The 21,580-nt window shown below is 39.8% G+C and carries 20 protein-coding genes; 6 read left to right on the forward strand and 14 right to left on the reverse strand.

The annotated features are described in order from the left end of the window. Both P20429_RS19315 and grxB read left to right on the forward strand, forming a co-directional pair. Window positions 1-831 (forward strand): L-dopachrome tautomerase-related protein (locus tag P20429_RS19315; RefSeq protein ID WP_033026505.1); only part of this gene is annotated, 831 nt, incomplete at its 5' end. A gap of 217 nt (window positions 832-1,048) precedes the next feature. Then, window positions 1,049-1,681 carry a glutaredoxin 2 gene (gene grxB / locus P20429_RS13480; protein WP_007581883.1) on the forward strand — a complete coding sequence of 211 codons (633 nt, stop codon included), beginning with the start codon at window positions 1,049-1,051 and terminating at the stop codon, window positions 1,679-1,681. Window positions 1,682-1,866: 185 nt separating this feature from the next. Here the strand turns inward: grxB and P20429_RS13475 are convergent, their stop codons facing one another. The 6 genes from P20429_RS13475 to P20429_RS13450 form a co-directional block, all read right to left on the reverse strand. After that, window positions 1,867-2,520 (reverse strand): nitroreductase family protein, encoded by a 654-nt coding sequence (locus tag P20429_RS13475; RefSeq protein ID WP_007581884.1) that lies wholly within the window; start codon window positions 2,518-2,520, stop codon window positions 1,867-1,869. Between the two features lie 89 nt (window positions 2,521-2,609). Further along, a complete protein-coding gene (locus P20429_RS13470; protein ID WP_007581885.1) occupies window positions 2,610-3,386 on the reverse strand; it encodes a glycine betaine ABC transporter substrate-binding protein in 777 nt (258 codons plus the stop codon). Continuing rightward, the gene (locus P20429_RS13465) at window positions 3,383-3,937 is read right to left on the reverse strand and encodes a thioredoxin family protein (RefSeq protein WP_007581886.1); all 555 of its coding nucleotides are present in this window, start codon (window positions 3,935-3,937) and stop codon (window positions 3,383-3,385) included. The genes P20429_RS13470 and P20429_RS13465 overlap by 4 nt, the downstream gene beginning before the upstream one ends. A 52-nt stretch (window positions 3,938-3,989) precedes the next feature. Beyond that, window positions 3,990-5,096: an L-dopachrome tautomerase-related protein gene (locus P20429_RS13460; RefSeq protein ID WP_007581887.1), complete on the reverse strand. Its 1,107-nt coding sequence runs from the start codon at window positions 5,094-5,096 to the stop codon at window positions 3,990-3,992. Window positions 5,097-5,307: 211 nt separating this feature from the next. Further along, a complete protein-coding gene (locus P20429_RS13455; protein ID WP_007581888.1) occupies window positions 5,308-5,598 on the reverse strand; it encodes a putative quinol monooxygenase in 291 nt (96 codons plus the stop codon). A gap of 27 nt (window positions 5,599-5,625) precedes the next feature. Then, the gene (locus P20429_RS13450) at window positions 5,626-6,651 is read right to left on the reverse strand and encodes a zinc-binding alcohol dehydrogenase family protein (RefSeq protein WP_007581889.1); all 1,026 of its coding nucleotides are present in this window, start codon (window positions 6,649-6,651) and stop codon (window positions 5,626-5,628) included. 133 nt (window positions 6,652-6,784) lie between these two features. Here P20429_RS13450 and P20429_RS13445 point away from each other — a divergent pair, with 133 nt between their 5' ends. Continuing rightward, window positions 6,785-7,723 (forward strand): LysR family transcriptional regulator, encoded by a 939-nt coding sequence (locus P20429_RS13445; protein WP_007581890.1) that lies wholly within the window; start codon window positions 6,785-6,787, stop codon window positions 7,721-7,723. A gap of 12 nt (window positions 7,724-7,735) precedes the next feature. On the opposite strand, the gene P20429_RS13440 is transcribed toward P20429_RS13445, so the two are convergent. The 4 genes from P20429_RS13440 to P20429_RS13425 all read right to left on the reverse strand — a co-directional run bounded on the left by P20429_RS13440 (window position 7,736) and on the right by P20429_RS13425 (window position 13,605). Further along, on the reverse strand, window positions 7,736-8,626 hold the full coding sequence (locus P20429_RS13440) for a dienelactone hydrolase family protein (protein WP_007581891.1): 891 nt from the start codon (window positions 8,624-8,626) through the stop codon (window positions 7,736-7,738). A gap of 115 nt (window positions 8,627-8,741) precedes the next feature. Next, window positions 8,742-9,158 (reverse strand): hypothetical protein, encoded by a 417-nt coding sequence (locus tag P20429_RS13435; RefSeq protein ID WP_007581892.1) that lies wholly within the window; start codon window positions 9,156-9,158, stop codon window positions 8,742-8,744. A 116-nt stretch (window positions 9,159-9,274) separates the two neighbouring features. After that, window positions 9,275-12,424: an efflux RND transporter permease subunit gene (locus P20429_RS13430; RefSeq protein ID WP_007581893.1), complete on the reverse strand. Its 3,150-nt coding sequence runs from the start codon at window positions 12,422-12,424 to the stop codon at window positions 9,275-9,277. Between the two features lie 2 nt (window positions 12,425-12,426). Continuing rightward, window positions 12,427-13,605 (reverse strand): efflux RND transporter periplasmic adaptor subunit, encoded by a 1,179-nt coding sequence (locus P20429_RS13425; protein WP_007581894.1) that lies wholly within the window; start codon window positions 13,603-13,605, stop codon window positions 12,427-12,429. Window positions 13,606-13,774: 169 nt separating this feature from the next. Here P20429_RS13425 and P20429_RS13420 point away from each other — a divergent pair, with 169 nt between their 5' ends. Next, window positions 13,775-14,038 carry a YkgJ family cysteine cluster protein gene (locus tag P20429_RS13420; RefSeq protein WP_007581895.1) on the forward strand — a complete coding sequence of 88 codons (264 nt, stop codon included), beginning with the start codon at window positions 13,775-13,777 and terminating at the stop codon, window positions 14,036-14,038. Between the two features lie 204 nt (window positions 14,039-14,242). After that, a complete protein-coding gene (locus P20429_RS13415) occupies window positions 14,243-14,713 on the forward strand; it encodes a hypothetical protein (protein ID WP_007581896.1) in 471 nt (156 codons plus the stop codon). Between the two features lie 108 nt (window positions 14,714-14,821). Here P20429_RS13415 and P20429_RS13410 read toward each other — a convergent pair whose 3' ends face one another. Beyond that, the gene (locus P20429_RS13410; protein ID WP_007581897.1) at window positions 14,822-16,687 is read right to left on the reverse strand and encodes a TonB-dependent siderophore receptor; all 1,866 of its coding nucleotides are present in this window, start codon (window positions 16,685-16,687) and stop codon (window positions 14,822-14,824) included. 187 nt (window positions 16,688-16,874) lie between these two features. Between P20429_RS13410 and P20429_RS13405 the strand changes: the two genes are divergently transcribed. Then, complete coding sequence (locus P20429_RS13405) at window positions 16,875-17,363, forward strand: peptide-methionine (S)-S-oxide reductase (protein WP_007581898.1); 489 nt, start codon at window positions 16,875-16,877, stop codon at window positions 17,361-17,363. Window positions 17,364-17,597: 234 nt separating this feature from the next. Here P20429_RS13405 and P20429_RS13400 read toward each other — a convergent pair whose 3' ends face one another. The 3 genes from P20429_RS13400 to P20429_RS13390 form a co-directional block, all read right to left on the reverse strand. Then, window positions 17,598-18,149: a DUF4136 domain-containing protein gene (locus P20429_RS13400; protein ID WP_007581899.1), complete on the reverse strand. Its 552-nt coding sequence runs from the start codon at window positions 18,147-18,149 to the stop codon at window positions 17,598-17,600. Between the two features lie 108 nt (window positions 18,150-18,257). Then, entirely contained in the window at window positions 18,258-21,035 is a 2,778-nt protein-coding gene (locus tag P20429_RS13395) for a hypothetical protein (RefSeq protein ID WP_007581900.1), read from the reverse strand. Beyond that, window positions 21,032-21,580, reverse strand: a complete 549-nt coding sequence (locus P20429_RS13390) for a hypothetical protein (RefSeq protein ID WP_007581901.1) — start codon at window positions 21,578-21,580, stop codon at window positions 21,032-21,034. The genes P20429_RS13395 and P20429_RS13390 overlap by 4 nt, the downstream gene beginning before the upstream one ends.

Raw genomic sequence — 21,580 nt, forward strand, 5'->3', positions numbered from 1 at the left:
CTCGGTGTAAGAGCCGACGATACTGGTAATGTGTGGATATTAGACTCTGGTCAAGCACTGCCGCGTACAACACCAAAGTTGATAGCGTGGGATGCGATAAGCAATAAGTTAAATAAAATTATTTACTTACCAAGCCCTATCTCTTTGCCACAATCGCAACTTAATGACTTAGCTATTTCTAGCAAATACCATACATTAGTCATTGCAGACGAAGGTATTGCCGATGGCGGAAATGGCAAGGAAGCAGCACTGATTGTGGTTAATACACAAACAGGAGCGAGTCGCCGTGTGCTGCAAGGGCACGATAGTGCTTTACCCGATTACTCAATGCCAATAATAATAGATAAAGGTACGAGTGAACAAAAGCAACTTGATGCCTTTATTGGTGCCGATGGCATTGTGCTTGATAACGCACAACACTGGCTTTACTTTGCTCCACTTAATAAAAAGTACGTTTACCGTATTAAAATGGCCGATATCGCCAATGAACAATTAACCGATAAACAAATAGGTGAGCGCGTAGAGCAATACGCACAAAAACCAGTAAACGGTGGTTTGAGCATAGATGCAGACAATAACCTGTACTTAACCATTGTTGGTGAACGTACGGTCGGCGTTATAGATGCTAAAACGCGCCAGTACCGCGATTACACCTATGATAAAGAGATGATATGGCCTGATGGTGTAAGTATTGGCCCTGAGGGTTACATGTACACAGGTGCAGCGCAGTTACCGTTATCAGCACAACTCAACAATGGAAAGGCAGAAAACAAAGCCCCTTATTATATATTCAGATTTAAACCTTTAACTGAGGGAGTAATAGGGCGCTAAGCACTATTACCAAAGCTAAATACTTACTTTATTAAACACGCTTAGCAGCGTGTTTTTTTATGCGACTTAAAGTTGAATAACGACTGAGCTAGTGTGTGTGGTATTTACTGGGGATTATCAATTAAATCATGATAATGTTTCAATCATTAGCGCGTTTTTCGCTACTCAATAGTTCGCTATATTACACATACCTTATTACTGACCCTTGGCATATACCATGAAATTATATACTTACTCACATTGTCCATTTTGTGCGCGTGTGAGCTATATAGCAGGAAAACTCAATATTAAGCTTGAAGAAGTTATTATTGATTATGATGACATTGAAACACCAACAAACTTAATTGGTAAAAAAATGGTACCTATTCTTGAAAAAGACGACGGCTCAATAATGGCTGAAAGTAATGATATTATTCGCTGTTTTTTACAACAAAAAAATGTTGATGAACCAATGGAGCCATCAAAAAATAGTCTTCAATGGCAAAGCAGTGCTTTTTTACCGCTACAACAAATTGGTTATCCTCGCTGGCCGTTGCTTAGTCTAAGTGAATTTAAGACTGAGTCTAGCCGGGTGGCTTGGGAAGATAAAAAGCAAACAATTGATCTTAATTTTGTCCAACTATTAGCATCGACAAGTGACATTGTTTCTCAAGTAAACGCATTTTTAATCGGTAGCGAAAAGCTGCTTAATATTGAAGACGGAAAAAGTAATATTTCGTTGTTTGATAGTGCCATTTATTTTTCTATTCTAAGAGGCTTGTATTGTGAACCTACAATTACATGGCCGCAGCAATTAAATGTGTGGATGAATAATGAAGCACTAGATTCAGGCGTTCCTTTATTGAAGTAATAAGCCCATTTTTATAAATAGTGCGACTCCATTCGTATAGCGTTTCAGGCCAGTGACTTTGTTACTGGTCTTTTTTTGTTTCAAAAAAAATTAGGCAACAAAAAGCCACTTTAAATATAAGTGGCTTAGTTTATTTTGATTTTGTGAATGCTAACGTTTGTTAGCCTTCACAGCTTTAAAAAAGCTTATAGAACTTGGATTATTTGCTCTTTTGCTAAACGTGATTTAGGCAGTTTGGCGTTATAATCTTCAGAGTCATCATGGTAGCCAAGCACTAAAGCTACATCACAAATATAGCCATCCAGCTCTTTTTCAAAGATTTCACCAATAAGTTCAGCGTCTACGCCTTCCATTGGGGTTGAATCAATACCTAAACGTGCTGCTGCATGCATGGTGTTACCTAGCGCAATGTAAGTTTGTGCTTTAGTCCATGTTGCATTGTTACCTTGCTCATCGGTATTCATATCAACAAAGGCAAATGCACCAAAAGCCTGTTCGCGGTTTTCTGCTTTTGTACGACCATTTTTAATGTCGGCATCAATGATTTGTGCGTAATCTTCGCGTGTATATTTAGGGTTGTGAGCAAATAAAATAACGTGCGACGCTGTTTTAATATGAGGCTGATTAAATTGAAACTTATTAGCAAAGGTATTATGCATACGCTCTTTTGCTTCGTCAGACTCAATAACGATAAATTTCCAAGGTTGTGAGTTAATAGATGAAGGAGAAAGACGCATAGCTTCAAAAACTACGTCTAGGTCATCTTGAACAATACGCTTGGTTGTATAACGTTTAGTTGTGTAACGTTTTTCTAAATCACTAATAATTGGGTGAGTCATTTGTTTCTCCGTTAAGTGGTCTGTTTGACCGATGTTTACTATATTGAGCCGTTTTATTAAAAACAAAGCCCGTATAACTATTTAATTACTTACTGGTTGAGCCACTGGCGCGTTACGTCATCAAGTACTTGTCGCTCTTTGCTAACTTTATAATCAAGTGCGGCAATTATGTCGTTTGAAAAGTGTAATTTATCAAGTGTGTCTAATTGAGCTTGACTAAAGAGCGCTTGTTTATCATCACGCAGCAATAAAACTGCTCTATCAACGCTGCCAAGTAAACCTTGTGGATCGGCAAGTTCACGTATTTTATGTTTATGGTGTAAAAATTGAGGTTTCCAAAGGGGAACTACGCACCATGTGTGAGTTGCAACGGCGTTTTCAAAAGCGCTAAAGCAATCATCTTCTGTGCCAGTTAAAAATTCATAGCCAGCTTGAGATAACCCGTACTCTTTCATCATGTTAATTGAAAAGCGCGTAATGCCAGCACCGGCATTTATGCCCTGAATCGTTTTTTGCATTTTACCAAGGACATCAGGTTTCAGTAAGTCGCTAATTTGGCTTACGGCATGCTCTGGTATGTAATCGGGTACGCCCCAGTGAGCATAAGGCTGGTAATGTAAGCCAAGTTCAATAAGTGGCATAACCAGCTCCACATCAGCTTTATAAATACCGTGGCTTGACGGAAGCCACGCAGAAGCGAGTAGGTCTATCTCACCTGATTTTAAATTTTTAAAGTTATCTTGATGCGGCGCGTAAATACGCTCAACGCTAAAGCCCATATCAGTTAAAACATGGCTGATAATTGAAGCGGTAACTCGATGAAATGATAAATCGGTTACACCTAATTTTAAATGTGGTGTACTCATAATGTATTACTCCATTTAATAGAGCAGCCCATGCTAGGTGTTTGCTGCTGAGGGCCTTTGCCTGTTGCGGCAATTTGGCGCATTGCATTAACTAACTCAGGGGTACGATGTGTGGTGCCATTCATTTTTGTATCGTCTAAGCGGCCACGGTATTGCAGTTGCCCATGCTTGTTAAAACCAAAAAAGTCAGGTGTGCATACCGCGCCATAGGTTTTGCCTACGCGCTGGTCTTCATCAACCAAATAGGGAAATAAAAAGCCATGTTGTTTAGCAAATTTTTCCATATTGGCAGGAGAGTCTTCTGCTACATATTGGTAGTCGTTTGACATGATAGCTAATACATTAATGCCTTCACTAATAAGTGTCGCGGTGTCTTGGCTCAAGCGATTGGCTATACGTTGAACATAAGGGCAGTGGTTACAAATAAACATAATAAGTAAGCCATTTTCACCCAGATTATCGGCTAATGAAAACGACTCACCTAATGGGTTTTTTAGTGTGAAGCTAGGGGCTTGCCAGCCAAAATCACAAATTGGTGTATCTAATAACATACGTTAAATCCTATAAAGCCAGCCCGTATGGCTGGCTTATAAAAATAATTAATTATTTTTGATTAAAGCGAAAACGCGTTAATACGTAAGGCGGCTTTGCATTACCAAAGCCTTGGCTAAATGCAGGGTGCTGGTGGAGTTGATCTTGTGTTACATAAATCCAACCATTGCTTACTGCTAGACTGTCAGGCCATGATAATCGTTTATCTTGAACAATTATTTCGTAGTGGCCTTTAGTGGTTAAGCCAATCGCATTGTTTTCAAGGTCGGTTACCAAAATGCCGCCGCCAGGAGCGTAGGTCATGCCATCGCTTGGATTTTTAGGGCCAAACACTTCAATATTCTGTGCTTTTTTAGTGTCGGAGTAACTGTTATTAGCCAATACTTTTGCTGGGATACGGTAAACCTTAGTGCCAGTAAATGAGCCAAAGTAAACCCATTCGTTATTGTCATCAATCGTTATTGGGTTTAAACCAAAGCGAAGATTAGTGGTTTTTCCTGCAGGTGATTTAGATGCAACTGGTGAGGCTTCAATAATTATATCGCGCTCCTGTGGCATTAGTGTGGCACTGCCTTCGAGTACGCGAGTAGACTCACCTGTGTTTAAATTAACCACAATAAAGGCGGGCTTGGTTGCGCCCATAAAATTACCAAATGACATATCAGCTATGTAAATTTTGTTATTAAGTTCATCAATTACAAAGTCTTGTAAGAATGAATTAGCAAGTACCGCCGATTTATTTAGTTTTATTGTGTTTACTAAGCTGTTATTTACGCTATCCCAAGCTATAAGTTTAGGGGTTACTTTTTCGCTCCCCATATCTAAAATCCACACAACGCCTTTACTGTCGCTGTGAATGCCGATAACTGCCGCAAGGCCTACCTCGCCAATTTCTGGGCCGTCTGCCCAATCGATAGTTGGAAATGGTTGCTGTACGCCATTAGCCATAATTTCAACAACGCGTGTTTTTGGGTTATCTAGCGGATGCATACTTACTAGCATCCTGCCTGCAGGTGTAATTGTAATACCTGCACCGCGATATTTAGTAAACGTAGTGACGGTTTCAAGTGGGCCGACTTCTAAGGCGTTAGCATTTGTTAAGGCGCTTGCTACTAGTGAAAGCGTTGCTATGGCTAAAGTACTTTTAAATTTTTTCATTTTTTGCTACTCGCAGTATTTATCTGAATTTGAAGTGGTATAAATCACTTGCTCATTTATGAGCAGCTTTATTACTTGAGTGAATAATAAGCGGATATTAAAAAGCAATAAACAGCGTAATAATTGAATCTTTATCAAATAATAATAGATAATAAAAATAGCCAATAAAAAACACCAATCTAAATTGGTGTTTTTATTAAAATCGCCACTTTTAACGAATAGTGGTTAGTTCATTAATAGTAAAAGAAGCAATGCAGCCTTCAACTTTTGCTAAGTAGTTTTTGATGCTTTGTGCTTCCATATGTTGTTGCCATAGTTCATAACTTTGCCAGTTCTCATAAAACACAAAGTGAGCATCATCTTGATTATTTTGATGCAAGGTATATGTAACACACCCAGGCTCTTTTTGTGTTTGTTCAACAAGCAATAAAAGTGCACTTTTTACCGTGTCTATTTTATCGGTGTTAGCAAAAATATTAGCGATTATAGTAAGCTGAGTCATAACTTCCCTTATAATGAAAAATGGTATTTAAAAGCCTTCAAGTACAATTTTACCGATTGATTTACCCGCTTCTAGTTCTTCGTGAGCAATACGTAAATTAGCCGCATTAATAGTGCCTAAGTTTTTACCAATCGTGGTTTGAATGTAGCCTTGGTCAATCAAATCGGCAACATGATTTAATAACTTACTTTGCTCAATTAAATCTTTGGCATTAAACATTGAGCGGGCAAACATAAATTCCCAATGTAGAGATAAACTCTTCATTTTTAATTTGCTAACGTCTAATGACTCAGGATCGTCAATCATTGCAATTTTACCAAATGGTGCAAGTACCTCTGTATACGCTTCAAAGTAAGTATCAGTACTATGCAGGCTTGCTACATGTGTTACCGAGCCAATGTTTAACGCGTCAATTTGAGCAGGTAATGGTTTTGTATGGTCAACGACATAATCTGCGCCTAGTTTTTTAACCCATGCTTGAGAGCTTTCGCGCGATGCAGTGGCAATCACCGTTGCGCCAGTAATCGCTTTAGCAAGTTGAATAAAAATAGAGCCAACGCCGCCTGCGGCACCTGTTACTAAAATAACCTCGTCTGATTTTGTTGTTGCATCAGCAGCTTGTTTTACAATGTTTAAATGCTCAAATAATAACTCGTATGCTGTGATTGCAGTAAGGGGTAATGCAGCTGCTTCGGCGTCGGTTAAGCTCTGCGGTTTAAATCCTACAATGCGCTCATCCACTAATTGAAATTCTGCATTACTACCTGGGCGAGTAATATCACCTGCGTAATAAACCGCATCACCTGGTTTAAAGCCTGTAACAGCTTCACCTGTTGCAACCACTTCGCCAACTGCATCCCAACCAATTACTTTTACTTCACCGTTTGTTGGTGGCATATATAGGCGCACTTTATAATCGGCAGGGTTAACAGCAATAGCCTTAACTTTTATAAGTAAATCGCGACCTGTTGCAATTGGCTGTGGTAGCTCAACATCAATTAGCGACTCAGGGTTTGAAACAGGAAGTGATTGTGTATAACCAATGGCTTTCATAATAAATGTCCTAATTTGTTTACGTATAAGATGCAAGCCATGCTTTGGCTAGCTGATGGATATATAGTAGACCTTGCTTTAATGTAAATAAACCGCATAATCGTTGAATCATTATCAAATATAAATAGATAATATGAACATAGAAGATTTAAAACTTATTTTAAAAGTAGCTGAGTTTAGAAGTATTACGCTCGCAGCTGCTAAGTTAGATATGCGTACAGCCACAGCAAGCGCCGCTATTAAACGCGTGGAGTCAGCGCTAGGTAGCGAACTGTTTGTTCGTACAACACGTCATTTGAGGTTGTCGGCTGCTGGGGAGCGCTACATACCACAATGTGAACAGGCTCTAGCAGTGCTTGAACTCGCAAAGCAAAATCTAAAAGGCGAACACGGCGAGATAGAAGGAAGGCTGCGTGTTGCACTTTCATCTGATTTAGGACGTAACTTGGTGATCCCATGGATTGATGAACTCATGGATAGTTACCCTAAATTAAGTTTAAGAACCCATATAAGTGATAGTAATATCGACTTTTATCGCGATTCAGTTGATATAGCACTTCGTTATGGCTCGCCTAATGATGCAAGCGTTTATGGTTTTAAAATTTGTAACGTACCGCGCTTGTTGTGTGCTAGCGAAGAATACCTGCTACAAAATGGAAGCCCTGTGCATCCCGATGATTTAGCGTCGCATCAAGGTTTGTTTTATCAGTTGCAGGATATTATAAATAATACGTGGGAATTCAGTGATGGTGAGTCAAAATATAAAGTTAAAATGGATGGCAGGCGCGCCTCAAACGATGGCGATTTAGTCAGGCGCTGGTGCGTTGCAGGTAAGGGCTTAGCTGTAAAGTCGGCTCTTGATATGGCCGACGATTTACTCAATGACAGAGTGGTTACTGTAATGCCAAATTATCAACATGTTAATGGTGAACTTTGGCTTATTTGCCCAAGTAGGCAGTCAATAACCCCTGCGGTGCGTTTACTACGTGATGTATGCAGAGCAAAATCCCAAGCTATTTTGCAGCAGTTGGTCAATAAAGGAATTATTGATAAAAGCGTATTAAAGGATTAATACGCAATCAGATCAACTTAGCTTTTTATTAAAAAACTCAACGGTACGTTGCCATGCAAGCTCGGCATTGTCTTTATCATATCGACCTGTCGAGTCGTTATGAAATCCATGATTTGCCCCTTTATACATATGCATAGTGTATTCAACATTATTAGCTTTTAAATCTTGTTCGTACTGTGGCCACGACGCGTTTACACGTTTATCCAGCTCGCCCAATTGAATCATTAATGGTGCTTTAATGTTTTTACGTAAACTTTCGCTGGCGGGAGTACCGTAAAAAGGCACTCCGGCGCTGATTAAATTACTATCTACTGCCGCTAAATAATTAACAATGTAGCCACCAAAACAAAAACCGACAGCGCCTAACTTACCGTTACTGTTAGCATGCGATTTTAAAAAGTGTGCTGCGGCTACAAAATCGTTTTGAATTTTAGCGCGATCCATGGTTTTTTGCATAGCGCGTCCTTCATCATCATTACCAGGGTAGCCACCCAGTGGAAATAGCGCATCGGGTGCAAATGCAATAAAGCCTACCTTCGCTAAGCGTCTTGCTACATCCTTTACGTATGGGTTTAATCCACGGTTTTCGTGTATCACAAGCACAACAGGGAGCTTACCTTCTACATTTTTAGGGGTTGCTAAGTAACCTTTGCCTTTACCGTGCCCGTCTGGCGAATCAAATTCTTCGTATGTTGCTTTAATATCATCGTCATTAAACGATACTTGTTCAGCAAGTGCATAGTTAGGTAATAATGCTGATGTAAGTACAGCCATCGAAAAGCCAAGTGCAGCAAGGCCACCGAGTTTTTTCATAAAAGTACGTCGGTCCATTAAACCGTGGGCGTATTCGTCATACCAATCAAAGGCTTCTTGAGGAATGTGATCAGAGGGAGATGTATTCATGGCTGTTCCTTAACTTTATTATGTCTATTTATTATTTAAATACCATAACGTATTAGGGATAAAAAACGAGCAATATTTCTATCTTTTTATCGAATTATTAATAAAGCCCAAATACTTATTCTCTTGAAGATATTTCTTTATTATCAAAATTTAATATGTCCTTTATCGTTAGTTCACTCAAGTTTCTACCATCTTTTAATTTAATTTCTACAGTAGTTAGGATATAAACTTGAATACTTAAAACAAGCATAAATGCTGGCATTAAAATATAGAATAGATGCCCTACATTGTTAGCTTTATATTCTCTTTTAACTGTTTTATAAAAAGAGCTAATATTCAAGTAATATAAGTAGAATGATAACAACAATAAAATAATGCTAATTGATAAGTAGATGTAGCTAAGTGATTCAGATGAATTAGCTCTTAAAAAGCTAATTGTAGATGTATAAAAAATTAGACCGACTAATCCAAAATTTCTAATTGCATCAAAGATATCTTTGATTTTTGTTTTCTCATCGTGCCATTGTGCCATCTTAATAAAGTCTTTTTTGAATGCGAAATAATAACTTACACTTGGTTCATAGTTATTTCAAATAAAAAGCTCGGCATATAATATGCCGAGCTTTTTTGGTTGGGATATTACTTGATTTAGCTATTTGTAGGCGCTGGTTGGGCATCTACTAGTGATGGCTTACCACGCATTTTACGTACTAATCGTTTAGCATCTTCTAGTGCAACGTACTGGCACGGTATAAGTATCAGTGTGATTACTGTGGCAAATAACACACCAAAAGCAAGTGATACAGCCATCGGGATAACAATTTTAGCTTGTAAACTCGTTTCAAAAATAATTGGCATTACACCAATAAAGGTAGTGATTGAGGTGAGTAATATTGCTCTAAAGCGACGAGCACCGGCTTGCATTACAGCATCCTTAATCGAAACACCTTCAGCGCGGGCTTTGTTTACAAAATCAACCATAACGAGGGAGTCATTTACGACCACACCCGCTACAGCAATAATGCCAAACATAGATAAGCTACTCATGGTCATGCCTAAAATCATATGCCCAAACATGGCGCCAACTACACCAAACGGAATAACCGACATTATAATAAGTGGCTGCGAGTAAGAGCGAAGTGGAATCGCTAACAAGGCAAATATAATCATCATTGATATACCAAAATCACGAAGCTGCTCTGAAGCGCTATCCATCTCTTCTTGAATGCGCCCAGCTACATCACTTGTAACGCCAGGGTAGCTTTTAAGTAATGTTGGTAAGTATTCATCACGAATTTCTTCTGCAATTGCAAATGGTTCGGCTTGGTCGGTATTTACCGCAGCCCATACGTTTACAGTACGTTTAGAGTTTTCGCGGCGAATACGGTTTACACCGTCAACCAGCTTAACTTCGGCTACTTCACTTAGCGGTACTTCAGCGCCTGTAGGCGTAATAATACGCACACTTGCTATGTCACTTATTGAGTTACGTTCGTCTTCTGGATAGCGGATCATGACTTTAATTTCTTCGCCTTCACGCAATATTCGCTGCGCTTCTAAGCCGTAGTAACTAAAGCTAACTTGCGATGCGACATCAGCAAGCGTTAAACCCATGCTGTAAGCGAGTGGTTTCAAATCAAGTTGCACTTCGTCGGTAGCGCTTTGCATTGAATCGTTTACGTCGCCAACGCCTTCCATTGTTTGTAATTTGGCTTTTAATTTACCAGCCACTTCTTTTAGCTCGTCAGCATTTTTGCCTTCAAGTTTAAAGCTAACGTCGCCATCATCTCGACCGCCATTCATTATACTGTCTTGAATGGTCATGGTTTTAATGCCTGGTAGAGCGGGCATTTGCTCGCGCCATAATGCACTTAGGGCAAAGGTGTCGATAGGGCGTAAGTCAGGCTCTACCAAAATGGCCATAATATTTGCTTGCGTTCGTCCGCGCAGGCTTACCGATAAATCGCGGATCATCGGTTTACCGTATTGCTCTTGTAGTTGCTGATCGACCTTTAACAACACGCTTTCTATTTTACGTGCAGTTTCAAGCGTTGCTTGCTCAGATGAGGCAAGGTTCATTTCTATATCAATACGCGGAAAGTCGTGCGGTATTTTAGGGTTTGGTACAAACTTAACTAAACCACCTGCAAACATACCTGCGCTTACAATAAGCAAACACATAAAGCCAACAATTACGGTATAGCGATAGTGAATACAGCGGCTAACAAAAGGAAGGTAGTAGTTATTCACAAAGCCTTTTAAACCACTATCAATCACCATACGTAAGCGATGTAATAGGTTTTTAGGGTTTGGTTTACGCGGGTTCATTGCTGCAATGTGTGCAGGTAAAATAAGTTTTGATTCAATGAGTGAAAAAATCAAACATAAAATAATAACGCCACCAATGGCCTTAGAAAAAGCAGCACCAGGGCCGGTTGCGAGTGTTTGTGGTAAAAATGCCGCAATAGTTGTTAGTACACCAAAGGTTGCTGGCATCGCAACACGTTTTACGCCGCGTACTACGTTATCAAGTGTATGGCCGTATTTTTCTATTTCGGCACTGGCTGACTCGCCCACAACAATGGCGTCATCAACAACAATCCCGAGCACAAGTATAAAGGCAAAAAGAGAGGCTAGGTTAATTGTTACGTCTAAAAAGCCAATGGGCATAAACAAAAAGGCACCTAGAAAAGACACCGGTAAGCCCATCATTACCCAAAATGCCAAGCGTAGCGGTAAAAATAGTGCCAGTACTATCATTACTAACAAGCCACCCCAAATCATGTTATCGACCATCATATCGAGTCGACCTTCAAGGTAGTAAGTTAAATCAACAATAGGAGATAGCTTAACACCTGCAGGTAAAAGCGGCTCTTTAGCTGCCATGTAGCTTTTAAGTACTTTTGCTACATCGGTAATATCTTGATCTTTTGATGCGTTAACTTCAAACGAGAGTGAGTTTTTACCATTATATTTAGAATATTGTAGACCTTCTTCAAAGCCATCGTTAATGGTTGCTACATCGCCTAAATAAATTTGTGCGCCATCAGCAAGGGTAATAAGGGGGAGTTTTTCAAACTCAAAGCCACGGTAGGCTTGTTTTTCAACACGCATCGAAATATAACCGTTTTCAGAGCGTATTTGCCCCGCCGACATATTGGCCGAAAAGTTTTGTACAGCGCCTGCAATATCTCTAAATGTTAAGCCGTACTCGCGTAGTTTATCGGGGCTAACTTCTATACCAATTTCGTATTCTAAACCGCCGTTAAAATTAACAAGATTTACGTGAGGCAGTGCTTGTAACTCGTCTTTAATATCGTTGCCAAGCTCTTTTAACTGGTAGTTACTCATGTCGCCATAAAGCGCGAGTATCATTACTTCTTGCTCAAATTTATCGCGGCGAACAACAGGGCGCTCCATTCCCGCAGGAAAGGTGTTTATTGAATCAACTTGTACTTTAATTTCATCAAGTACTTCTTGTGGATTGTATTGTTCTTCTATTTCAATCCACGCTTGTGAAAAACCACGGTTAGAGTAAGTAATTAGGCGTTTAATGCCTTCAATACCTTCGAGGTTTTCCTCAACTTTTATGGTTATGCCTTCTTCAACTTCTTGCGGGGCGGCACCTGGGTAAACCGCTTGTACGCTTATCCAGTTACTTTCAAACTGTGGGAACATTTGTTTGCGAATGGTCATCGCCATTAAAATACCGCCCACTAATATAAATATCATTAGTAGGTTGGCAGCAACGGGATTTCGGGCAAACCATGCTATTAACCCTGTTTCACGAGTGTTCATGATTATTCCTCTTTCAGCGCAAGTTGAGTTACATCAGTTTTATCAGGCGCAATATCTTCAACTTTTACTGCCATACCTTCAGTTGGATACTCAAGCGCTGAGGTAACAATTTGCTCGCCATTTTTTAGCCCTTGGCTGGCTATAATCATGCCGTTTTGTTCGCGTATAATATTGAGAGTTTTAAACGATAATGTTAAATCGTCATTTAAAATTACAATTTTATTATCTTTAACTAAATGATGCGCAACAATAATTGCGTTATCAAGCGGGCGACCTTCAATGGTAGCGTTAATATATGAACCAAAACGAAGAGGGCGTGTTTTATCGCCATAAGGTGTTGCAAGTTGTGCAACCAAATAGCTCATACGGCTTGTTTGATCAACCACACCTTCGGTGCGAATTACTTTGGCTTGCCACATTGTTTGCTTACCCGCGTATTCTGCGTTAAATGTAACATTTGAGCCTACGCCGCCATTTTTTAAATATTGCAGTTCTTGATCGGCAACGGGCAAACGTACCTCTGCAACTGAGGTTGCACTCAATGCACCAAAACTATTACCTGGGTTTACTACTGAACCCAAGCTAATTGTGCGTTCATTAATAATGGCATCGTATGGGGCTTTAATATAAGTACGTTCAAGATTTCGGCTAGCACGTTTAACACTTGCTTGAGCAGAGCGGTAACGCGCTAATTTTTCAGCCAGTTGTGGTTTACGTAAATAAAGTTCTGAGGCAATAGCTTCGCTTGAGTCCGATTTAATACGCTCCCATTCAGCTTTTGCTACATGTGCTTGTGCGCGTTCTATTTCAAGTGCTGAGCTTGCTTGTGCTAAACCTGCTTGCGCTTCAATAAAGTCTGCCTCGTAATCATTTGCATCAATTCGTGCTAAAATATCGCCTTGCTTTACAAACGCGCCTTCAACAAATTGATCTGATACCGAAATAACTTGCCCACTAACTTGTGCTATCAGTTCGGTACGGTCCTTTGGTTTAACAATGCCGTACGATTTAACATCGAGCGTTATAGAATCTAAAAGTATGCTTTGTGTTGCAACTAAAGGGCGTAAATCTTGCTCTGGCTTTTCTTCGGGTGGTTTTTTCATTGCCATAAAGGCGAAAGCTAAAGCAATACCGCCTGCTAAAACAGCAATTGGGAGTATTATTTGTTTTGTAGTAGCCACAAGGCATTCCTTCATAATTGGTGGTGACAGAGCAATAATACGCAATAAAGTGTTTACAAGGCGTTTTAAGATGTAACAAAGCATTACATATGTACATTACAACTCAACATGCGGCTAATTACGTTCCTAAAAAGGAATTAAAGTAAGTGTGTTTTATTCAGAGGATATTATGAAAACCGAATCGATGAGTTGCAGGCTAGGCTGCGGCGCATGTTGTATTGCGCCAAGTATTAGTTCGCCTATTCCAGGTATGCCAAATGGTAAAAAGGCCGGAGAGCGCTGTATTCAGCTGGACGAACGTAATTTATGTAAGTTATTTGGTGATTCAAGCCGACCTAAAGTATGCAGTGATTTTAGCGCCACGCTTGATGTGTGCGGGTCAACAAATGCACAAGCTTTAGCGCTTATTACAGAGCTTGAAGAGCTAACTTAATCCTCGTTTTTAATACACATCTATTTACAATATATTATTAATAAAAATCTTCACAAGGTTATTAAAAGCAGTCGTTAATTTATTTGATGGCGAAATATTAGACATATTTAATTTTGTTGCTAATATAGGAAATTGTAAGATACTTTTTATAAATCTCATTTATAGGTGATTTCGTTCAATCTTAATTTTTAAAAGGAAAGAAAAATGAAAAATTTACTTACAGCATTTACATTAGGTGTGACTTTATTAGGTTGTTCAAACTTACCCATTAAAACCGATATTAAAGAAGACCACTTTAGACTCGAAAACTTTAAAAGAGAGCAGGGAGTAGATCTAGAATATGTCCACTTGATGTGCTTTAACAAAAAACCTACACAATGGGCTGAACCAAAGCAGTATATCAGTGGTGAGCATGATTTATGGGTAAAGGCGAGTGTTTCAAATCCTGATGTTTTAAATAGTCAAAAAGAAGCTTTTGTTAATTTTAACGTTAATTTAGATTCTGATAAAAGCTACATGCTAAATAGAAAAAGGGAAGGGGATAAAATATCAATCTGGATACAAGAAGTTGAAACCGGTACGGTTGTTTCGCAGGTTCTTACAGATGAGCTTAGTCGCCCTTTACAAATTGATAATGAGCTAAGAAAAAGACAATGTCGTTCTGGTTCAATATAAGCTGAGTAATCAAAGCTCTTAATATTTAGTATGCCGTTTATTTTTTGCTAAATATTTATTCAAAGACCTGTTTTAAATAAACAGGTCTTTGAATGTGATAGCTCAATTCTACCAACTATACGTTGCGCTTAACGTATATTGCTCACCTCGCCCTGGTGTACCAGGTATCTCTTCAAACGATTCACCCCATAGGTTATCTGCTGCTAAAGTAATAAATAAGTTTTTTAGCATTGGCGGCGTAATTTTTAACGTTAAATGAGTAAATAAAGCATCGTCGTCACTACCGCGCAGCGCATTTTCGTGCTGTTTGCGCCACTCGTTATCTATTCTAAACTGCAATATATCAGTAGGATTCCACACTGCGCCGAGTGTTAGGCGGTGATCAGGGAAGTTTAATGCGTAAAAACTAGCGTCAATATCTGCCGCACCGTAATTTTCTGATTTATGAAGGTAGGTGTAACTCGCTACAATTTCGGTGGTTTCAAAGTGTTTAGTTGCTAAGAACTCAATGCCCGTCGTATTTATATCTACAGGGTTTGCAAAGCGCGCAGAGCTTGAATCAAAATTAAACGTCCAATCGGTTAAGTTGTCATCTTTGCGATAAAAAATAGCCGAATTAAGTTGCCAAGTTTGCTCATCAACTAATAAACCTAGCTCTAGGCTTTTAGTCGTTTCGCGCTCAAGGGTGTAATTACTTCTAAATAACCCGCCTGAATCACTTCCGCCAATGGCGGTATAGCCTGCTACTTGGCTTGCCTCTGCGTACGATAAATAAAACGTGCGCTCAAAACCTTTGCTGTTTTGTGTATTAAGCGTTATATCACCAATAAGTGACAGTTCAGAGTCGTCTCTATTTGTATCGTCAAACGCAGCGCCTAAACGAAATGTAAGTTGTTTATTATCCTCAAGCGCCATTTTGTATTCAGGCAATACGCTTAATTTATAATACTTACGAGAGGTAAAGTTGTTTTCAAGCGTGGTAGATTCAATTGAGTCGTCAATAAACTGTGCTGAATAATTTACAGCAAATACATCGCTTTGAGCATGATGCCCCGATAGCGCTAACGACTTAACTTCACTTTTGTGAAAAGCTTCAAAAGCGCTTGGATTTTCGCGAGAGTAAATATAATGATCGTCGTGTGTGCGGTAATAAGCCGACACTTCAAAGTTACTATCCTGCGCATAATTTTGCTTATGGTTTAGCATTAATAAGCGGGTTTCTAGCTCTTCTGTTTCGTTAACGCCAAATGGAGTGTACAAATTTGGCCAACCAAAAAACTTATCTTGTGAGCCAAAAAACAAATCTGTTTGAGAATCAGCGCCAGCTAATTGAACGCGACCCGATGCTCGCGTAAAGTCGTGATCGCCGTTATCAATAGTGCCATCGCTTTGTGAGTGAGAAATCTCACCTTCAAAACCAAGCTTCCAATCCTTTGCGCCTTCAAGGGGCATACTTACAGCTGCATGTAAGCTTTGTAAGTTAAAATCGTTAGTACCAGTACCTAACGATACGCTGCCGCCCGTGCTAATTGGTTTCCAGCCAAACGATACAGTGCCTACAGAGCTATTAGCACCATTAAGTGCATTGTCTGCGCCTGTTAAAATATAAGGGCCGGTAAGCATTTGCGGTGCAATAGGAATTTCAGCAAAGTAATGACCAGACTGTGGGTCAAGTAAAGTAGCACTACCAACTCTAAAGCCGGTATTTTCAAAAATACCACCGCGTATAGTCACATCGGCTTGCGCTTCAGCCATATTACGTGATTGTAAATCAACACGTGGGTCATACTCTAAATTAGATACTGGAGAGTCAAATGTACCTACAGGTAATGTGTTTGCAGTGGGCGATGCCTCAACCGTTATTTTTTCGATTGCCGGTGATGCTTCAGTTTTATCAGTTATAGCTTCGCCGTAGGCAAAACTGCTCGCGCTGCATAGCAGTGCAGGGAGTATAAAGTGCGGTGACCATTTCATGTTGTGTGTCTCATTTTTTATATGCAATTACGGTAACAATTAAATTCAGAACACACTTTTAAGGCGTGATAAAATAATTCAATTAAACAACTGCGATTTTGGCGCGATTGTACATTAATTCATTAAAAACTGCATTTGATAATCATTTGCAACGTTAATGCATCTAACAAATTTGGTCACATTTATTATGAATATAAAACAGCAAGATACTATTTACTTTGCAGGTGGCTGCCTGTGGGGCGTGCAAGAGTTTTTAAAGCACTTACCTGGTGTAATAAGTACTGAAGCAGGGCGGGCTAATGGAAAAAACGATAATACACAAGGTGAATACGACGGTTATGCTGAGTGTGTAAAAGTAATATTTAGTACAAAAGCGGTTAGCTTAAACGAGCTGTTTGGCTTCTTTTTTGAGATTATTGATCCGTATAGCGTTAACAAACAAGGGGATGACGTAGGCCCTAAATATCGCACTGCCATTTATAGCAAAAGCCAAGATCATTTAAAGGTCGCTAGCAATTATATAAGCCAGCGAAGTGATGCCGATAAAATTGTGGTAGGGGTAGAGCTGCTAACTAACTACGTGCCAAGCGATCCTGAGCATCAAGACCGCTTAACTAATCATCCTGATGATTACTGTCATATACCGCTTGAGTTACTGCATAAGTATAAATCGTAACTTAGAGTAGGGTAAGCGCATAAAGATAAGTAATTAGAAGCTATCGCTTCTCGCGCAAGCAAGCTTAGCGCCTACGGGTAAAGTTTGACGCGGTGTTTTTTGCATACGTGCAGCTTGCTGACGTGACGGGCGTAGCTCGTAATTACTTTATTTTAAAAGTTCCAAAAATACACACCTACAAAAAAGCTCACATACTGTGAGCTTTTTCAAAACTTAATTATAGCTAATTTTAACTTACTGCTGCTTTTGCGGCGGGAAGTTACTTAAAATTTCGCTCACTGTTTTGTTAATTGATGCTTCACGCTTTTCTGGCGATTGATTTTTCTTTAATCGACCTTCTTTTGCGCCGCGCCATACTAGCTGGTTAGATTCACGGTCTACAATATCAATAATCAGTGTACCCACTTCGTATTCACGCGCAGTTGTATCGCGTTGAAAACCAGTACCCCAATAACCCCAATGCGGGCGGTAGTTTATATTGAAGTTGTCTACTTCAAGCTCTTTATCTACCGATGCATGATAGTTAACAAGTACATCAGCTTGCGCCGCATCAACTAAACTCATACCTAGTGTTTGGCTCAGCTCTGCGTTAACGGCAGTGCGAACACGCTTTTCCATCAGGCCATTAATTTGATAGTTATTTGTGTCTTTAGTTAGGCTGGCGTTTTCTACCCAAGCAAATGTTTTAAAATTACTAAAGTTAGCTGATTTATCGTAATCCCAATCTGGGGTTTGTGTACAGGCTGTAAGAAGTGCTAGCGCTGCAACAATAAGTATATTTTTCATTACGTTTGCTCCAATAAAATGCATTAATTTAAAATAACACACATAGTTTAAATGTGTATTATTTAAACGTCCTATATTTTAGTTTAGTTGGTTTGCCTTAACGGCCAATTAATTGTGTTCAACTTCAATCCAATCTTTTTCATCTACCCAGTTTTGTGCACCGTCTTTTACTGAACGAATAGGCACAATGTAGTCACAACTTATTTGTGGCTTAACTGAGGCAAATATAGGCACAAAACCAAAGCTTAGTGCGGTTTCTATAATTGCTTTTTGATTTTGTGGGTCAATGTCGGCTGCTTCATCTATGTAAATAGGTATACGGTATAGGTTTTGTTCCTGATCGCTTAATAAGTAACGAATAAACAACATGCCACACAATAACTTAATAGTAATTCGTGTGCCGTTTGAACCCGCCGAATCTATTTTTTCAAAGTGTTCGGTTTCACCTGCGCGGTTAACCACTTCAAATCGAATATCAAATAAATCGGTAAGCGTTAAACCCGCTTTATCTGAGGCGAGTTTAATTAAGTGATCTTTCGCTTCGTTTACCGCACTTTCGCTGTACGGTTCTTGGCTCAGTAAATCAAGTGTGTCACCTTGCTCAAACTGATGCGACGTGCTGATAATGGTATCTATACTATCAACCAGCATTTTGCGCGGTATGACGTTAATTTTAAATGCTTGCAGGTTTGAAATACGGTGCTGGCTTATGCCTTTATTAAAGCTGTTCATTTCGCGGCGAAGTCGGTCTAAATCTTCTCGTAAGCCTTTAATAGTTGCAGCCACTTCGGTAAGTGCAACACGAGCTTGGCGTTCAACAGCGTCGCGTTCGTTATCAATATTATGAAAGGCGCTTATTAGCTTTTGGTATTTAGTGTATTCGTCATTTTCGTTATCGAATTTAGTAATACCCGCGTTATATACATGCAAATAGGTGTTGCGTACGTTTATGTCAAAATTACGCAGCTCTTGGCAGTCTTTATTAAAATGATGAACAAGGTCGCTTAAGTTATCAAAGTCGACTGTAATATCAATCATATACGGGGTTACTTTGCCGCTGTATAAATCAAGGGTGTGGTCAATTCGCTCGCTTTTAACTTGGCGTAAGCGCTCAGTTTGGCGATTAATTTGCTCTTGTTTCGATTTAATTAACGAACGACGATCGGCAATTGAGCCACTATTTTTTTGAATATCTTGCAGGTAGTCGTCAACTTGTTCGCGCTCAGCTAATAACTGCTCTTTTAGCATGGCTTGCGCTTCAACCGACTGCTGCATTATATCAAACTGCTCTAAGCGTTTTAGGGCGCTTTCTGCGCTCATAAGCTCATCGTATAGCGCGTCTTTTTCTTTTTGCTTGTCGGCAACGTTTGCTGCAACATCGCGCTGTTGCTTAAACTCTTTAAGTGAATGCTCAAGTGCACTGAGCTGAGCGGTTAATTGCTCTTTGTTTTCGCCGCTTTGCATTTGCACAGGCGAGAGCTTTTTAAGCTTAATGTTCGCCCCTGGTAGTGTTAGTACGCCGCCTTTAACGTTTTCGCTAAGTAGCGATAAAAATTCACCAAACGCGTCTTCGTCATCAATGGTTATATCGCCATTAGTGGTGGTCGCAAACGAGAGAATATCTGGGTTTAAAATCCGCGATATTTCTTCTACTTCTTTTAACGAGAGGTCTTCGCGCATACGGGTAAACAAATTAAACTCAAGGTTTTTAAGTTGCAGCTTTAAGCTCTTAATTTGTTTTTGTGTTTCGCTAATGCGGTAGTCAAGCGTGTGTAGGCTTTGCCCTTGTGCGCTGGTTATAGAGTGCGAAAGCGACTCGTAATCTTGCTTTAACTGAGTCAGGCTGGTTTTAAGGGTGGCTTTATTTACCAGTTCAAATTCGCTTTTAAGCGCATCGTAATCTAAAAACCACTGCTCAATTTGTGTTTGTCTGCGCTCTATGTCGCGCGATTGCTGTACGTATAGGCTTTGTTTTTGCTCAAACTCGTGTTTTTCGTGCTCTATATCTTCAAGCGCAATGCCCAACTCATTAAGTTGCGATTCTTGATAGGTATCAAAATCAATTAGTGCTTGGTCAATTTTAGGCGCATACGCCGCTAATTTACCTTTAAGCACGGTTTGGTTTTCAAGCATTGATTCAAGCGCGGCTATTGGCTCTTGCATTGACTCAAGGGCTTTTAATTCGCGTTTTGAGCGGTTTACTTTATCAAACGAGCGGCGCCATACTTCATAAAAGTCGACCTTAGAGTTTGACATATGGCGTTCAAACACGCGTAGCATAAAGCGTTTTACGTCGCTTGCGCCTAATTTGTGTAAGTTAAGAATACGTCTAAATATTTCTTTATAAATAGAAGAGTCTTGTACATTATTAAGCGGGATCATTTTTAAGTTAATGTCGCCGTCAAAAGGCGTTGCGCCGCCAGTAAGTAGCGCGTTTAACTCTTGTGCTTTTAACTCAATAGGGTTGTAGTTAAGCGATTTTAAATGGTTGAACAGCTTGGTAAATTTAATAATAGTTTTACCTTGCGTGTACTGCTCTAAATCAAGCTTTCCTTGATAACAAAAGTACTGATGCGCGTAACCGGCAATTTTACCAAGCCCTGCAACGCCTATTACTACCGAGCCATGAGGCAAGTTAGCTTCGAGTAAAATGTACGACTGATCGGATGAAAAATAAAACTTACGGGTTTCATCTAAATCGTGTCCGTCCCATTCTGTTAAGCGCAAATCGTTAATAAGCGGGAACTGCAGGGCGTTAATAACCGAGCTTTTACCTGTGTTATTGGGCGCGCAAATAGAGCTACTTTTATCAAGCGGGATCACACATTTTGCATAGCCTGCGGTGTTAAGTAGGGCGAGTTTACTTAGTCCGTATAGATTTTTCATTCCTCGTCCTCTGTAATATAGGTTTCTTCGTTTACTTCCATGAGTGCATCTATGTAGCGGTGAATTGGCGCTTGTAGCATAAAGCCGCCTTCTACTTCACGGGCTAAACCTAGGCGGACCATGCGCAGGTAAACGTCTTTGCGCAGGTCCGATCCCGAAAATATCTCAAGCTGATCAAACAAATGTTTGTTAATTTGCACCAGCGTTTGCATAAGCTCTAAATTGTTTACGTCGTCAAACAATGCGCGCATTGGGTCTTTACCCGTATTGGCGTAGTGCTCAATTAAAATGTAAATGGTGAGTGCGATAGCGCGAGATATTTTGCCCATATTTGGCGTGCTTTCGTCGCTACCAAAGTAATAAAAGCCACGGCTGTCGCGTTTTAAATCGTTACCTAGGGCGGTAAATAGGGCGGTGTAGTCTTCTATGTGTTGGTCAAGCTCTTGCCACATTACGTTGTCTTGCTCGCAAATGTGATAACCCGCTACTAATTTTTTATTAATGGCTTGTAGATGGGTTAGCTCGTCTAAGTTTATGTGTGTCAT

This window comes from Pseudoalteromonas sp. BSi20429 (assembly GCF_000238895.1).
GTDB classification, from domain to species: domain Bacteria; phylum Pseudomonadota; class Gammaproteobacteria; order Enterobacterales; family Alteromonadaceae; genus Pseudoalteromonas; species Pseudoalteromonas arctica.